This is a genomic window from Phaeobacter sp. CAU 1743, from assembly GCF_039839315.1.
Lineage (GTDB): Bacteria > Pseudomonadota > Alphaproteobacteria > Rhodobacterales > Rhodobacteraceae > Phycobacter > Phycobacter gallaeciensis_A.
Window position 1 is genome coordinate 1 of sequence record NZ_JBDOQR010000021.1, and the last position, 14,903, is coordinate 14,903.

Sequence of the window (14,903 nt, forward strand, 5' to 3'; positions counted from 1 at the left end):
GCCCTCACGGGCATGCTGGCTGCGGGTGAGTTCGGTCCAGGCCATCGTGGTCTCCGTTCAGTGTCGTACCCGAACAGAAACACAACCTCCTGAACTCACTCAATTAGTTTCAAATCGGGCTCTAAGGTCATGCTTAAGGCCACTGTGGCGTGCGGGAAACCCCCTTGGTTTGGTCAAAATACTGCCGCATTCATCGGCTTCAACGTGGTTAATCAAGCATTAACGAGCGTCGGTTTGCCCGGCCAGCTACAGTGAGGACCCCATGTGCCTAGCCCAGATCCCGCACCCCGTCATTCCCGGATCCTTTGCCACAGCCCCTGGCGCCATGAGGGGCGGGTCGCTTGTGCTGGGGTTCAAAGCGAATTGGCCGATGCGGAGGATGCTGCTGCAGATGCTGGGCGTGGCTTTATTGCTCTGCGCGGGAGGGCTGTGGATGATGAACGCGGAAATGATGCACCCGGGGGACAAAGTGATCCGGGTGGGCGTTTGCGTGGTCTTTTTCTTTCTGGGGATGGTTCTGCTGACCATACGGCCCCTGCGGCCCGGCACAGAGGTGTGTTTCGATCCGGTGCGGCGGGAATTGCGGGTCCTGAGAACCAATAGCCAAGGCGCGGTCCGGACTATTCTGCGCCGCCGCTATGACAGCCTTGGGGCAGCACGGCTGACCTCGGCCACGGTTCAGTTGTTCGAGGCGGATGGCAGCTTGTTGTTCGAGGTGCCGCTGAGTACTGTGCAGTCTCGCAGCCTGTTGCGCGATCAGCTCAGCGGATCTGTGCCGCTGCTGACCTGAAAACCGCTTGAAAAATGGGCGCAGGATTTTCGCGGTTGCTCGGTAAGGTATTGCAATCAAAAGGACAACTTCCCGGTTCGCGGGTAACTGTTCGGTTAGGAACAGACAATGTGGAAAATTGCCAGTTTCATTTCGTCGCCCGGTGGCACAGGTGTTGGGCATACAAAATTCGTTCCAACGGAGTCCTCTGACGATGAAAAACCTTCTGCTTGCCGCCGCCCTGACCGGCGCCGCCGCCACCGCCGCTGTCGCCGCGCCTGAAAAATACGTGCTGGATTCCAGCCACAGCCAGGTGGTGTTCAACTACAACCACCTCGGCTTTTCGACCACTTGGGGCATGTTCTCGGGGTTTGAAGGCGAGATCATGTTCGACAAGGAAGATCCGGCAGCCTCCAGCGTTTCCGTGTCGATGCCCGTGATGTCGATGCTGACCGGCTGGCAGGCGCGTTTCGATCACTTCATGTCCAATGACTTCTTTGCGGCAACCGAAGATGAAATGGTGACCTTCACCTCCACCGAGATCCACGTGTCCGGCGAGAACACCGCGCACATCACCGGCGATCTGACACTGAACGGTGTGACCAAATCTGTCGTCCTGGATGCCAAGCTGAACCAGTCGGGTGATCACCCGATGGCGGGCAAGCCCTGGGCCGGTTTCAACGCAACCACCACGCTGCTGCGCAGCGACTACGGTCTGGAAAAATTCGCTCCTTACGTCAGCGATGAAGTCCAGGTTCAGATCTCCATCGAAGCGATGAAAGCTGAATAAGCTACTGACTCGATCGTAAGATCCGCCGCCGGTTCCAGTCTGGGACCGGCGGCTTTTTTGTGCGCGCTGGTGTGGTGCGCTCTGGGGGGCTTCAATAGGCTCTCGGAGCGATGGCCGGAGGAGCCGCGGGCAGGGAGGCATCTCAGCAGGAGCGTTAGGATCCCTGCTGCGTCACCGGTTATGGCGTGGAGGACAACAGGTACGGGTTTTCATTCCGTTGGCCTCATTGCACCGTGGAGGCTGTAACTGTCGGGGCCGCCCCTATGCGGAGGCTCTGCCGTCCTTTTGTACCCGCATACGATTATCGATGGCCTAAACGAAAACGCGGGCCACTGGTGTGGCCCGCGTAAAGAAGCGCTTTGATCGGGGGAAGCCGCGCCGTCAGTTGCGCGTCGCCTCCAGCTCCACCGAGATCTCCACCGCAAAGGCAAGAGTGCCTTCGTCCTGGGTGCCCTGACCGATATTGAAATCCAGCCGGTTGACGGTGGTCTGTCCGCGCATGCTTGCTTTGTCACCGTCCAGGGTCAGTTCGAATGGCAAGGTGATGGGCACGCTTTGATCGCGGATGGTGAGCGGTCCAACCGCCTGATAGCCGTCTGCGGTCTTTTCGATCTCACCTTCGAATGTTGCGGTGGGATATGTCGCCTGATCGAAGTAATCCGGGCCCATCGCCTGGTCCGTGACCGATCCAAGGGTCAGCGAAGCGATCGAGATGGTGACGGAAACATCGCCAGCCGGTCCCGGCGCAGTAGGCTCTTCGAAATTGATGTCGGCGTTCCAGTCGGCGAACTGACCGGTTACGCTGCTGCCCATCTGCACAACCGAGATGGCAAGGGTGCCGCTCTCGACGCGCCAGCCAGAGGTATCTGGTGTCTCGGTTTCTGCACTCGCGGTGGACTGCGGTGCAGGGGCTTCGGCCTGCGTTGCTGTGGCGGTTTGGTCGTCGTCGAGACCAAGGAACGCACCGGTACCAAGGACCACTGCAAAGACGGCAATGGCGGCAAGGGCAGGAAGGGCGCTGTAGCTTTGCGCCGGGGGCACGGGCATATCGCCGGATCCGGGCAGCATACGACGCAAGGTCGAATCCTTGTCGATCACATGATGCTTCAGCGCGCCCGCCACGTGCAGGGCCAGCGCGGCCAGCAGGGTCCAGACCAGAATACCATGTGCCGCGCCAAATAGACTGGCAACGCTTTCGGATTTGGCGACAAAGGGCAGGGACTGGCCAAAGGGCCAGAGGATCGGTGCGAAGCCCGTTGTCGCGGCGTGGTGGATCCAGCCGGTCAGCGGCACCGCCACCAGAGAGATATAGAGCATCCAGTGCACGATTTCAGCCGCCAGTGCTTCGGGCTTGTTGTCTGGGTGCAGCAGCCCCGGCTTCTCCTGCGTCACCGCCCAGAGAATCCGGGCCAGGGCCACAAAGAACACGGCAACGCCGACCGTCTTGTGCAGGGAAAACAACAGCGTGGCGCGGGAAATGGTTTCCTGCGCGCCGTCAAAGCCGGGGCTTTGGATGGTGTGTGCCAGCTCGTTGGCAAAATAGCCAAGCGGGAAGGCGGCAAGGATCAGCAAGGCTGTCAGCCAGTGAAACGTCTTGGCAACACTGCCGTAGCTGGAGAAAGAATTGCGGCGGGACACGGGGACAAACCCTCCTTGGGTACGGGATACGGCTACAGCCTACCGTGCGGGCGCGCGCATGCAATGCGGGCAGCTGTCAACCGGTGCACATGGGAGGTGCGCTGACGCGGCATCGAATGCAGATCCCTTGTACGCAGGGTCAGCTGCGTCTAAACCGGCTGAAATGGCAAATAAAGATGGGGTCTTTGATGACTGTCGCATTCGTGTTTCCCGGGCAGGGTGCCCAGACAATCGGCATGGGCAAGGAGTTGGCCGAGGCCTATCCCGCCGCAAAAGCGGTGTTTGACGAGGTCGACGCGGCGCTGGGGGAATCCCTTAGCAACCTGATCTGGGAGGGCGATATCGAAACCCTCACCCTGACTCGCAATGCCCAGCCGGCGCTGATGGCGACCTCCATGGCCGCGATGCGCGCACTTGAGGCCGACGGTATCACCATCAACAAGGCCGCTTTTGTCGCCGGGCATTCGCTGGGGGAATATTCCGCGCTGGCTGCCGCTGGGGCGATCTCGGTTGCCGATACCGCGCGTCTGCTGCGCACCCGCGGCGCTGCCATGCAGGACGCCGTGCCGGTGGGCGAGGGCGCAATGGCCGCGATCTTGGGGCTGGATCTTGATGCGGTTCGGGCGGTTGCAGAAGAGGCCGCTCAGGGCGAGGTCTGTCAGGCCGCCAATGACAACGACCCGACGCAGGTTGTGGTCTCCGGTTCCAAGGCCGCCGTTGAGCGCGCCGCCGTGATTGCCAAGGAAAAGGGCGCCAAGCGCGCCGTGATGCTGCCGGTCAGTGCCCCATTCCACTGCGCGCTGATGCAGCCTGCCGCCGATGTGATGGCCGAGGCCTTGGCTGGTGTTGAAATCAAAGCCCCTGCCGTGCCGCTGATCGCCAATGTGCGCGCTGATGAGGTGACCGATCCCGATACCATCCGCCAGCTGCTGGTCGAGCAGGTCACCGGCTCGGTGCGCTGGCGCGAAAGCGTGCAGGCGATGGCCGCCAAGGGTGTGACCGAATTCTGGGAAATCGGCGCGGGCAAGGCCCTGTCCGGTATGATCCGCAAGATCGACCGCAGCCTGACTTGCCGTCAGTTCGGCACCGCCGAGGGCGTTAAAGCTGCGGTTGAAGGCTGACGCGCGGCCTGAGCGATATGTCTGCCGGTTGCCCGGCGGGACGTGGTCGCCCGGGTGGGCGTAAACGCGCCCGCCATGGGGCGGGCGGACGCGTCCCGACGCTTGCGCGCCGGGAGAAGACCATAAATAGCGTCTCTGCATGAGGCCGTTCAAAGACTTGAGGAAAAGAACATGTTTGATCTGACTGGCAAGACTGCCCTCATCACCGGCGCATCCGGCGGCATTGGCGGCGATATCGCCCGCGCGCTACATGCTGCTGGCGCCACTGTTGCCCTTTCCGGCACCCGCGAAGAGCCGCTGAAGGCCCTGGCCGAGGAACTGGGCGAGCGCGCCTTTGTGCTGCCTTGCAACCTCAGCGACGCGGACGCCGTCGAAGCGCTGCCGAAACAGGCGGCCGAGGTAATGGGCTCCGTTGATATCCTCGTGAACAACGCAGGCATCACCAAAGACAACCTGTTCATGCGCATGAAGGATGAGGAATGGCAGAGCGTTCTGGACGTGAACCTCACGTCCACCATGCGCCTGTGCCGGGGCGTGCTGCGCGGCATGATGAAGGCGCGCTGGGGCCGGATCATCAATATTTCCTCAGTGGTCGGTGCGACCGGCAACCCGGGGCAGGCCAACTACGCAGCCTCCAAGGCCGGTATGGTCGGCATGTCCAAATCCCTCGCCTATGAAGTGGCCAACCGGGGCATCACCGTCAATGCGGTTGCCCCCGGTTTCATTGCCACAGCGATGACCGACAAGCTGAACGACAACCAAAAGGACGCGATCCTGACCCAGATCCCAGCAGGCCGCATGGGAGATTCGAAAGAGATCGCTGCCGCGGTTCTATACCTTGCCAGCGCTGAGGCCGCTTATGTGACCGGCAGCACCTTGCACGTGAATGGCGGTATGGCGATGCTGTGATTAGCAATAGCCTTGCCGCGCCGGATTGCGGCGTTGCAGAATGATGAAAAAGGGGCCCTCTCGGGCTCCTTTTTTGCGTCTGTCAGAGGTGATCTCCTTCACAAGTATCTGTTAACAAAAACTTTATGGTGAAATCCGCGGCGCGGGGCTTGTGGGCGTTCCCCACAACCTCCATTTGCCAGTGCAGCACGCGTTTTAACCCGTTCTCTGGATCACCCGGAACGGCGCGAAAACGTTTGCCTCTGGGCGCGTCTGTGCTATAGGCGGCCCATATTTCCGCTGACGAAGGGGTTTGACCCCTGTCTCGGTCAGCCCCCGCCCGGCGGGGGCACAACCGCCCGGATCGGGCAAAACCACGCCAGCCCGAGCGGGTAAGGGCAAAACCGGGCAGATTGCCCTGAAGAAAAAACGAGGAATGGATATGAGCGACGTCGCAGACCGCGTGAAAAAGATCGTTGTAGAGCACCTGGGTGTTGAAGAAGCCAAAGTGACCGAGAATGCCTCGTTCATCGACGACCTGGGCGCAGACAGCCTGGACACGGTCGAGCTGGTTATGGCCTTTGAAGAAGAGTTCGGAATCGAAATTCCGGACGATGCAGCCGAAACCATCCAGACCTTCGGCGACGCAGTGAAATTCATCACTGAAGCTTCCTAAGATACGTCATTCACATATCTGTGAATGCCAAGGCGGCGCTTTCCTACCGGGAAGCGCCGTTTTGCGTCATGGAGGGTGGACGGTTTTGTGGCGAGGTGATCATGGACGTCCCCAGTCTGTGGTATGCTGGGGACGATATCCTGATCCAACCCGCTAGGAGGACCTATGCCATGATGATCTACCCCACGATGGAGCTGATGAACGGCGGTTGCGTAACGCTGGACAAGGGGCGCCTGGAGGAACCGGTTCTTTGGCATGTGGATCCGGTCAAGACGGCCAAGGATTTTGCGGCCGCCGGAGCGGAATGGATGCACCTGACCGACTTCAATGCGGTGCAGGGCGATGATTCCAATGCTGCCCTTGTCGAGGAAATCATCCGCAGCGTCGGCATTCCGGTGCAACTGGGGGGCGGCCTGCGAAGCCGCGAGCAGGTCGAGCACTGGATCGACCTTGGTGCCGGGCGGGTCACCGTCAGCACCCTGGCCGCGCGGGATCCTGCGCTGGTCAGCGAATTGGCCAAGCAACACCCCGATCAGATCGTGCTCGCGGTGGATGTCTGGCAGGGGCAGGTGATGACCGAAGGCTGGCGCCAATCCGGTGCGTTCTCTCCTGAAGCCTATATCGCCGCCTTTGAAAACGCGCCTTTCGCGGCAATCCTGGTCACCGATATCGACAGCGACATGTCCGAGGTCGAGGCGCAGCTGGGTCTGATTTCCGGCCTAGCAGCCGAGGCGAAAGCGCCGGTCATCGCCAGCGGCGTGGTGCGCAACGTGGATGACATTTCGCGGTTGAAATACATCCCCAATATTGCCGGTGCCCTGGTCGGGCGGGCGCTGTTCCGCAAGACGCTGACGCTTGAGGAAGCGCTGGAAACCGCGCGTCCGCAACCCGAACCCGTCGCGGAATTTCGCTAAAGCACCGATGACGCGGTCGTTATTTCGGCGCTCTGCGGGCTCCGGCGGCGGATGCTCCGGGCTACCAAGGTGATAGGTCAGTCGCTTAGTCTGCTGAAAAGAAATGAAAACACCCTTCGGCGCAGCAGGCCGTAGGGTGTTTTTCTTTGGTGGCTCTCCGACAATACAGTCCGACCGGCCCATCTGCGCGGACCTGCGTCGGCGCTCTTGCACCTTTTGGTAAATCCAAGGTATCTGGATGGGCGAAAAATGCCGAGGCAGAGGAGAGCATGGAATGCGTCGAGTAGTTGTCACCGGACTTGGCCTGGTTACCCCTTTGGCCAGCGGGGTAGAAGAAACATGGTCGCGTCTGCTGGAAGGTAAATCCGGCGCCGGGCCGATCACCCTGTTCGATGCCCATGAAAGCGGCGTCGCCACCACCTATGCCTGCGAAGTCCCGCGCGGTGATGGCACCGATGGTACCTTCAACCCCGATGAGTTCCTTGCCCCGAAGGAACAGCGCAAGGTGGATGATTTCATCCTCTATGGCATGGCGGCTGCGGATATGGCCGTCAAGGATGCGGGCTGGACCCCGAGCGATGAGGAAAGCCTGCTGCGCACCGGCGTGATGATCGGCTCCGGCATCGGCGGGCTCAGCTCGATCGCAGACACCGCGGTTCTGATCAAGGAACGCGGTCCGCGCCGTGTCTCTCCCTTCTTCATTCCTGGCTCGCTGATCAACCTTGCCTCCGGTCAGGTGTCGATCCGTTATGGCTTCCGCGGCCCGAACCACTCGGTCGTCACCGCCTGTTCCACCGGTGCGCACGCCATCGGTGATGCCAGCCGCATCATCCGCGCAGGCGACGCAGATGTAATGGTCGCTGGCGGCGCCGAGGCGGCAATCTGCGAGATCGGCATCGCGGGCTTCAACGCTTGCAAGGCGCTCAGCACCAAATACGGCAACGATCCGCAATCCGCGAGCCGCCCCTATGACGAGGACCGCGATGGTTTCGTCATGGGCGAGGGCGCCGGCGTGGTAGTGCTGGAAGAATACGAACACGCCAAGGTGCGCGGCGCCAAGATCTATGCCGAGGTCCTGGGTTACGGCATGTCGGGCGACGCCTATCACATCACCGCCCCGTCGGAATCGGGTGAGGGTGGCGAGCGCGCCATGCGGGCCGCGCTGTCCAATGCGGGCCTGAAGCCGACAGACGTGGATTACATCAACGCACATGGCACCTCGACCATGGCCGACACCATCGAGCTGGGCGCGGTTGAGCGGATGCTGGGCGATCACGCGGGCAATGTCACCATGTCCTCCACCAAATCGTCGACCGGGCACCTTCTGGGTGCGGCCGGCGCGATCGAGGCGATCTTCTCGATATTGGCGATCCGCGATCAGGTGGCACCGCCGACCATCAACCTGGACAACCCCGCCATTGAAAGCCGGGTCGATCTGGCGCCCAACGCCAAACGCGAACGCAAGATCGACGTGGCCCTGTCGAACTCCTTTGGCTTTGGCGGCACCAATGCTTCGGTGATTTTCGGAAAGCCGAAATAAATGTGGCGCGCACTGGCCTCCAACATGCTGACGGTCCTCATCGTGGCGCTGTTCCTCTTGGGCGGCGTCATCATGTGGGGCCAGTCGCAATACACCTCTGAGGGACCGCTGGAGCAGGCCATCTGCCTGCGCGTCAAAAGCGGCTCCAACATGACCCGCGTGTCCCGCACGCTGGAGGATCAGGGCGCGGTGACATCCGGGGCCCTGTTCCGGGTTGGTGTGAAGTACAGCGACAAGGCATCGCTGCTGAAGGCAGGTAGCTACCTGGTACAGCCCGGCGCCTCGATGGAGGAGATCGTCGATCAGATCACCCGTGGCGGCGCCAGCACCTGCGGCACCGAGATCGTCTATCGCGTCGGCGTCACCCGGGTTCTGGCTGAGGTGCGCGAATTGGATCCGGCCAGCAACCGGTTCGTGGAGCGAGCCGAATTCAACCCCGCCGAGGATGAAGCGCCTGCCGAATACCTTGAGAAAAAGGCCGAAGCCGACACCCGGTTCCGCATCGCACTGGCCGAAGGTGTGACCAGCTGGCAGGTGACCGAGGCACTAAAGTCCATGGATATCCTTGAAGGTGATCCCGGTGAGCGCCCGCCCGAGGGCATGCTGGCGCCGGACAGCTATGAGGTCACGCCCGGTGATGAGCGGGCAGCGATCCTTGCAGAAATGCAGGAACGTCAAGTCCTGCGCATCAATGCCGCCTGGGAAGGCCGCTCTGCGGATGCTGCTGTGGAAACGCCCGAAGAGATGCTGATCCTCGCCTCGATCATCGAAAAGGAAACCGGCGTCGCCGAGGAACGGGGACAGGTGGCCAGCGTCTTTACCAACCGTCTGAAGCGCGGCATGCGCCTGCAGACGGACCCGACGGTGATCTACGGTGTCACGCAGGGCGAAGGCGTCTTGGGACGCGGCCTGCGTCAAAGCGAGCTGCGCCGGGTAACGCCTTGGAATACCTATGTCATCGAAGGGTTGCCGCCGACCCCAATTGCCAACCCTGGCTTTGCCAGCCTGGAGGCCGCGGTCAATCCGGATGAAACGGATTACCTGTTCTTCGTCGCTGATGGCACGGGTGGCCATGCCTTTGCCGAAACCCTGGCCGAACACAACCGCAACGTGGTCAAGTGGCGCCAGATCGAGGCAGAGCGTAGCAGCGATTGAGGTGTCCTTTATCTGACGCTGGCACCCAGCGGCGGACGACAAATTCACAGAGACACAAAAGGGCGCTTCGGCGCCCTTTTTCTTTGCGTGCGGACCGCGGGTTACTCGGTCGCTTTGCATCCGACGGGCCGCAAAGCCTAACAAGGATTGGCGCCGCCGTTCTGCCAACCTGCTGCAGCGCTTGACATGATGGGCAGAAACCCGTATAAGTTGAGCCGCAGTTGGAAGGAAACTTGGCGGCCCCGCAGCGCATGTCGGCGGCCGTCCTTTCTTTCTCTCATCCGGAGCATTTCCGTATGAGGCCCGATTATTCCCATGACAACACCAGACCTCGCCGATGACCATCGGCCTGTCCGCGATCTGTTGCGGTCTTTGCAGGCCTCGCTGCTGCGGCTGCGCAACGAGGCGGAGGGCTTGCACGACTCTCTGATGCAGAACGGTGCAGAGGCGCTGACACAGGGAGAGCGGCAGCAGGTGGCGAAGCTCGAAAGCCTAATCCGGGACAGCCAGAAAGTGGAGAAGTTGATTGCAGAGCGAACCCATGACACCGCCGCAGGGGATGCTGAACTCGACCTTGAAGAGGCCCGGGTTGAAATCTGCCGCCGCCTGGATTGCCTCCGTGCCGCTGCAGTTGCAGAGCCGCCTGCTGGAGAGCTTGAGTGATCAGGCCACGCGGGCGTTGCCCTATCTGTTTGAGGTCTGGGCACATCCCCATCAGCTGCCGCCAGAGGGCGATTGGCGTTGCTGGGTGATCCTTGGGGGGCGCGGGGCGGGCAAGACGCGGGCCGGCGCAGAATGGCTGCGGGCGCAGGTCGAGGGGGCGACGCCCCTGGCCGTAGGAAAGGCCCGGCGCGTTGCACTAATTGCCGAGACATACGATCAGGTGCGTGATGTGATGATCCACGGCGACAGCGGGTTGCTGGCTTGCTCTCCCTCGGATCGCCGTCCGATGTGGAAGCCGAGCGAGCGCAAGTTGATCTGGGCCAATGGCGCGATGGCGCAGGCCTTTTCCGCCCATGATCCCGAGGCGCTGCGCGGCCCGCAGTTCGATGCGGCCTGGGCGGACGAACTGGCCAAGTGGAAAAAGGGCAGGGATTGCTGGGATATGCTGCAATTTGCCTTGCGGCTTGGCACGCACCCGCAGGTCTGCGTCACCACAACGCCCCGCAATACACGGCTGCTGCGGGAGTTGCTGGCGCGGGACAGCACGGTACAAAGCCACGCCGCGACCGAGGTTAACCGGGCCCATCTGGCGCCCTCCTTCCTGGCAGAGGTCCGCACGCGCTATGCCGGATCGCGGCTGGGGCGGCAGGAACTGGACGGGGTGCTGCTCTCGGATGTGGAGGGGGCGCTTTGGTCGGCGGAACAGTTGGAGAGGGGCCGGGTCGAGACTGCGCCGCGGCTGAGCCGGGTGGTGGTGGCGGTGGACCCTGCCGTCAGCGCCGGAAAATCCTCGGACGCCTGCGGTATCGTGGTGGCCGGTGCCATCACCGACGGGCCGCCACAGGATTGGCGGGCCGTCGTGCTGGCCGACCGCACCCAGGAGGGCGCCCAGCCGCTGGCCTGGGCCCAGGCGGCGATCCGCGCGCGCGAGGAATTCGACGCCGACCGGCTGGTGGCCGAGGTCAATCAGGGCGGCGCGCTGGTCGAAAGCGTATTGCGGCAGGTGGATCCGATGGTGCCCTTTCGCGCCCTGCACGCCGCGCGCGGCAAGGCGGCGCGGGCGGAACCGGTGGCGGCGCTTTATGAACAGGGACGCGTGGCGCATCTGCAGGGGCTCGCTGCGCTCGAAGATCAGATGTGCCAGATGACGGCGCGGGGATATCTGGGCCAGGGATCGCCTGACCGGTTGGATGCGTTGGTCTGGGCCCTGCACGAATTGATGATCCGTCCTGCCGCCTCTCTGCGCTTGCCACGGGCGCGTCTGCTCTGATCCGGGGGGGTGTTGCGCCCCCGGCGGGCGCGGCACTTCGTGGATCTTCATTCCCCTCAGGCACAACTGTTTCTCAGCAAAGGGCGGATTGGCCCGATCAAGCATGAGGAGTGCAGCATGGTCTTTGACCTCCTGCGGCGCAAGACACGGGCAGCCGAACCCCCGGTGCAGCAGAAAGCAAGCGCGGCGGCCCGCGTGGTGAACTGGCACGGGCTGGGCGGTGTCAGCTGGAGCCTGCGCGACGCCGTCTCGCTGACCCGCAGCGGTTTTGCAGGCAATCCAGTGGGATTTCGCGCCGTCAAACTGATCGCCGAGGCGGCTGCCTCTTTGCCGCTGATCTTGCAGGACGCGACGCAACGCTATGACAACCATCCGCTGCTGACTCTGCTCGCACGGCCAAACCCGGCGCAATCCCGCTCGGACCTGATCGAGGCGCTGATCGGGTATATCCTGCTGTCTGGCAATGCCTACGTTGAGGCGGTAGCCGGGGAGGAGGGACTACCGGCGGAGCTGCACGTGCTGCGCCCAGACCGGATCAGCGTCGTTCCCGGGGGCGATGGCTGGCCGGTGGCCTATGACTATGCGGCGGGCGGGCGCAAGCACCGGTTTGCCGCCACTGGCACCCGCAGCCCGATCTGCCACATCCGCAGTTTCCACCCGCAGGACGACCACTACGGGCTTGCACCCTTGCAGGCCGCCGCGACGGCTGTGGACGTTCACAACGCTGCCTCGCGCTGGTCCAAGGCGCTGCTGGATAACGCTGCCCGCCCATCCGGGGCGCTGGTCTGGTCCGGCAGCGATGGGCAAGGCATGATGCCCGAGGATCAGTTTCGACGGTTAAGTGATGAAATTGAAACGAATTTCCTGGGTGCACGCAATGCTGGCCGCCCGATGGTTCTGGAAGGCGGCCTTGACTGGAAACCGATGGGGTTTTCGCCCTCGGACATGGAATTCCAAAAAACCAAGGAAGCCGCCGCGCGGGAAATCGCCCTGGCATTCGGGGTGCCGCCGATGCTGCTGGGCCTGCCCGGCGATGCTGCCTACGCCAATTATCAGGAAGCAAACCGCGCGTTTTACCGGCTGACCGTGCTGCCGCTGGCGGGCCGTGTGGCAACGGCGCTTTCGGATTGGCTGTCGGGATTTACGGGTGAGGCGCTGGAGCTGAAACCGGATCTTGATCAGGTGACGGCACTTGCAGCCGAGCGCGAGGCGCAGTGGCGCCGGATCTCTCGCGCCGATTTCCTGAGCCGGGATGAAAAACGCCGCCTGCTGGGCCTGCCGCCGCTGGCAGAGGGGGAGACGGATGTCTGAGGTACCCTTGCCCCCGTTTGATTGTTCTCCGGGATTGCGGCTGTCGGCCCATGAACGCGTCACCGAGATTCAGAATCAGGCGATGAACCGCAGGCTGGAGCGGATGGAGCAGATGATGGAACGGTTGGAAAAACGCCTGTGGCTGACTGTTTACGGCGTCGCCGCGGTGATCCTGGCGCAGGCGTTTCAATCCTTTCTGGTTGGTCTTTGATCACAAATTCAGAGTGTTATCGGGAGTATTGCATGCGACCTGAAATGGAATTGGAGCATAAGTTTGCCAAAGGCGGCGGCGGGATTGCCCTTGCGGCGGACAATGTCGTCGGGGCTACGCCAGCCTGTTTGGCGAGGTCGATCAGGGCGGCGATGTGGTGATGCCCGGGGCCTATGGCGCCTCGTTGCAGGCACTGGCTTCGCGGGACTGCAAGGTCAAGATGCTGTGGCAGCACGATCCTGCGCAGCCCATTGGGGTCTGGGACGAGGTACGCGAAGATGCGCGTGGCCTTTGGGTCAGCGGCCGGGTCCTGACCGATACCCGCCGCGGCGCCGAAGCGGTGTCCTTGATCACGGCCGGGGCCATTGACGGGCTGTCGATTGGCTATCGCACGGTCAAGGCGACCCGGCGGGCCGGGGGCGGACGGCAACTGACCGAGCTGGATCTCTGGGAGGTTTCGCTGGTGACCTTCCCGATGCTGGCGGCAGCCCGGGTGGCGGCAAAATCGCGGCGCTGCGCAGATGAGGCTCTGCGGACCCTTGCGGCGGAGCTGCGCGGTGCCTGCGCGGATGCCGAGGGGATCCAGGGCGCGCAAGACTTTCACAACACAGGACAGGCAGATGAGCAATCACAACAGTCCGGCTGACACCGGAGAAACGGCGCCTCTGGCGCAGGAAGTCCGGCAGGCGGTTTCCGGCTTTGTCAAAGACTTCAGGGGGTTCCGGGGTGAAGTGCAGGAAAAACTGAAACAGGTGGATGCGCGAATGACAATGCTGGATCGAAAATCTCAGGTGGTGAACCGGCCACAGCTGGCCGCAGGCGAGGATATCGGTGCTCCGCATCAAAAGGCCTTTGGCAGCTATCTGCGCTCGGGGGATGAGGGCGCGTTGCGGGGGCTGGACCTGGACGGTAAATCCCTGTCCACCGTGGTCAACAGCGATGGCGGCTACCTGGCGGATCCGCAAACGGCGGACACGGTGAAATCGGTGCTGCAATTGACAGCCTCGATCCGGGCCGTGGCCTCGGTCGTGAATGTCGAGGCGACCTCGTTCGATGTGCTGATCGATCATACGGATGTGGAGGCAGGCTGGGCCAGTGAAACCGATCCCACGGTCGAAACCGGCACGCCCTCCATTGACCGGATCACCATCCCGCTGCATGAACTCAGCGCCTTGCCCAAGGCCTCGCAACGGCTGCTGGACGACAGCGCCTTTGACATAGAGGGCTGGCTGGCCGGGCGTATCGCCGACAAATTCGCCCGCTCCGAGGCGGCGGCCTTTCTGAGCGGTGACGGGATCGACAAACCCACCGGGATTCTGACGCACCCGGCGGTCGACAATAGCAGCTGGAGCTGGGGCAGCCTTGGTTATGTGGCGACGGGCACCGATGGCAGCATCGGCACGGGAGATGCGATTGTCGATCTGGTCTATGCGCTGGGGGCGCGCTACCGGGCCAACGCGAGTTTTGTGATGAATTCCAAGACCGCCGGGGTGATCCGCAAGCTGAAGGACGCTGACGGCCGCTTCCTGTGGTCCGACGGTCTGGCGGCGGGCGAACCGGCGCGGCTGATGGGTTATCCGGTGCTGGTGGCCGAGGACATGCCCGATGTGGCCTCGGACAGCTACGCGGTGGCCTTTGGCGATTTTGCGGCCGGGTACACCATTGCCGAACGGCCCGACCTCCGGGTGTTGCGCGATCCCTTCAGCGCCAAACCGCATGTGCTGTTTTACGCAACCAAACGCATCGGCGGTGATGTCAGCGATTTTGCGGCCATCAAACTGATGAAATTCGGCCTGAGCTAACCGCCCGGGACCGATGACGGGACCGGCAGCCCGGACCCGTCGGCGGGCGCATGTCAGATACTCCCTGTCGTCCAGCTGCTCCCCCTCCGTCCGAGCGGCAGGGAGGATGTGCGCCCGCTGCAGCCGATCAGACAAAGCCATGAGGACGCCGGGAA

15 protein-coding genes are annotated in these 14,903 nt (G+C 62.6%); 14 read left to right on the plus strand and 1 reads right to left on the minus strand.

From position 1 onward, the window contains the following. Positions 1-433: 433 nt before the first annotated feature. Positions 434-790, plus strand: coding sequence for a hypothetical protein (locus tag AAFO90_RS10110; RefSeq protein WP_347509321.1), 357 nt, complete (start codon positions 434-436; stop codon positions 788-790). Positions 791-983: 193 nt separating this feature from the next. Further along, positions 984-1,559 (plus strand): YceI family protein, encoded by a 576-nt coding sequence (locus AAFO90_RS10115; RefSeq protein ID WP_274839125.1) that lies wholly within the window; start codon positions 984-986, stop codon positions 1,557-1,559. 381 nt (positions 1,560-1,940) lie between these two features. Here the strand turns inward: AAFO90_RS10115 and AAFO90_RS10120 are convergent, their stop codons facing one another. After that, a complete protein-coding gene (locus AAFO90_RS10120) occupies positions 1,941-3,197 on the minus strand; it encodes a cytochrome b/b6 domain-containing protein (protein WP_347509322.1) in 1,257 nt (418 codons plus the stop codon). Between the two features lie 188 nt (positions 3,198-3,385). Here AAFO90_RS10120 and fabD point away from each other — a divergent pair, with 188 nt between their 5' ends. The 12 genes from fabD to AAFO90_RS10180 all read left to right on the plus strand — a co-directional run bounded on the left by fabD (position 3,386) and on the right by AAFO90_RS10180 (position 14,748). Continuing rightward, a complete protein-coding gene (gene fabD / locus AAFO90_RS10125) occupies positions 3,386-4,318 on the plus strand; it encodes an ACP S-malonyltransferase (protein ID WP_347509323.1) in 933 nt (310 codons plus the stop codon). A gap of 171 nt (positions 4,319-4,489) precedes the next feature. After that, positions 4,490-5,227 carry a 3-oxoacyl-[acyl-carrier-protein] reductase gene (fabG, locus tag AAFO90_RS10130; RefSeq protein ID WP_347509324.1) on the plus strand — a complete coding sequence of 246 codons (738 nt, stop codon included), beginning with the start codon at positions 4,490-4,492 and terminating at the stop codon, positions 5,225-5,227. A gap of 421 nt (positions 5,228-5,648) precedes the next feature. Continuing rightward, positions 5,649-5,882, plus strand: coding sequence for an acyl carrier protein (locus AAFO90_RS10135; RefSeq protein ID WP_065273474.1), 234 nt, complete (start codon positions 5,649-5,651; stop codon positions 5,880-5,882). Between the two features lie 170 nt (positions 5,883-6,052). Beyond that, positions 6,053-6,796: a 1-(5-phosphoribosyl)-5-[(5-phosphoribosylamino)methylideneamino] imidazole-4-carboxamide isomerase gene (locus AAFO90_RS10140; RefSeq protein WP_065273473.1), complete on the plus strand. Its 744-nt coding sequence runs from the start codon at positions 6,053-6,055 to the stop codon at positions 6,794-6,796. A gap of 274 nt (positions 6,797-7,070) precedes the next feature. Beyond that, a complete protein-coding gene (gene fabF, locus AAFO90_RS10145) occupies positions 7,071-8,336 on the plus strand; it encodes a beta-ketoacyl-ACP synthase II (RefSeq protein WP_347509325.1) in 1,266 nt (421 codons plus the stop codon). Further along, entirely contained in the window at positions 8,337-9,491 is a 1,155-nt protein-coding gene (gene mltG, locus AAFO90_RS10150) for an endolytic transglycosylase MltG (protein ID WP_065270417.1), read from the plus strand. It abuts the gene before it with no gap. A gap of 315 nt (positions 9,492-9,806) precedes the next feature. Next, entirely contained in the window at positions 9,807-10,154 is a 348-nt protein-coding gene (locus AAFO90_RS10155) for a recombinase (protein WP_347509326.1), read from the plus strand. Next, the gene (locus tag AAFO90_RS10160) at positions 10,051-11,424 is read left to right on the plus strand and encodes a terminase family protein (protein WP_347509360.1); all 1,374 of its coding nucleotides are present in this window, start codon (positions 10,051-10,053) and stop codon (positions 11,422-11,424) included. Before AAFO90_RS10155 ends, AAFO90_RS10160 begins: the two co-directional genes overlap by 104 nt. Positions 11,425-11,541: 117 nt before the next feature. Continuing rightward, complete coding sequence (locus AAFO90_RS10165; RefSeq protein ID WP_347509327.1) at positions 11,542-12,735, plus strand: phage portal protein; 1,194 nt, start codon at positions 11,542-11,544, stop codon at positions 12,733-12,735. Then, positions 12,728-12,946, plus strand: coding sequence for a hypothetical protein (locus AAFO90_RS10170; RefSeq protein WP_347509328.1), 219 nt, complete (start codon positions 12,728-12,730; stop codon positions 12,944-12,946). Before AAFO90_RS10165 ends, AAFO90_RS10170 begins: the two co-directional genes overlap by 8 nt. A gap of 160 nt (positions 12,947-13,106) precedes the next feature. After that, on the plus strand, positions 13,107-13,592 hold the full coding sequence (locus AAFO90_RS10175) for an HK97 family phage prohead protease (RefSeq protein ID WP_347509329.1): 486 nt from the start codon (positions 13,107-13,109) through the stop codon (positions 13,590-13,592). Beyond that, a complete protein-coding gene (locus AAFO90_RS10180) occupies positions 13,567-14,748 on the plus strand; it encodes a phage major capsid protein (protein WP_347509330.1) in 1,182 nt (393 codons plus the stop codon). The genes AAFO90_RS10175 and AAFO90_RS10180 overlap by 26 nt, the downstream gene beginning before the upstream one ends. Positions 14,749-14,903: the final 155 nt, after the last annotated feature.

Coding starts and splice junctions, on each gene's coding strand:
- AAFO90_RS10110 (WP_347509321.1), top strand. CDS start 434: ATGATGAACGCGGAAATGATGCACCCGGGGGACAAAGTGATCCGGGTG.
- AAFO90_RS10115 (WP_274839125.1), top strand. CDS start 984: ATGAAAAACCTTCTGCTTGCCGCCGCCCTGACCGGCGCCGCCGCCACC.
- fabD (WP_347509323.1), top strand. CDS start 3,386: ATGACTGTCGCATTCGTGTTTCCCGGGCAGGGTGCCCAGACAATCGGC.
- fabG (WP_347509324.1), top strand. CDS start 4,490: ATGTTTGATCTGACTGGCAAGACTGCCCTCATCACCGGCGCATCCGGC.
- AAFO90_RS10135 (WP_065273474.1), top strand. CDS start 5,649: ATGAGCGACGTCGCAGACCGCGTGAAAAAGATCGTTGTAGAGCACCTG.
- AAFO90_RS10140 (WP_065273473.1), top strand. CDS start 6,053: ATGATGATCTACCCCACGATGGAGCTGATGAACGGCGGTTGCGTAACG.
- fabF (WP_347509325.1), top strand. CDS start 7,071: ATGCGTCGAGTAGTTGTCACCGGACTTGGCCTGGTTACCCCTTTGGCC.
- mltG (WP_065270417.1), top strand. CDS start 8,337: ATGTGGCGCGCACTGGCCTCCAACATGCTGACGGTCCTCATCGTGGCG.
- AAFO90_RS10155 (WP_347509326.1), top strand. CDS start 9,807: ATGACAACACCAGACCTCGCCGATGACCATCGGCCTGTCCGCGATCTG.
- AAFO90_RS10160 (WP_347509360.1), top strand. CDS start 10,051: ATGCTGAACTCGACCTTGAAGAGGCCCGGGTTGAAATCTGCCGCCGCC.
- AAFO90_RS10165 (WP_347509327.1), top strand. CDS start 11,542: ATGGTCTTTGACCTCCTGCGGCGCAAGACACGGGCAGCCGAACCCCCG.
- AAFO90_RS10170 (WP_347509328.1), top strand. CDS start 12,728: ATGTCTGAGGTACCCTTGCCCCCGTTTGATTGTTCTCCGGGATTGCGG.
- AAFO90_RS10175 (WP_347509329.1), top strand. CDS start 13,107: ATGCCCGGGGCCTATGGCGCCTCGTTGCAGGCACTGGCTTCGCGGGAC.
- AAFO90_RS10180 (WP_347509330.1), top strand. CDS start 13,567: ATGAGCAATCACAACAGTCCGGCTGACACCGGAGAAACGGCGCCTCTG.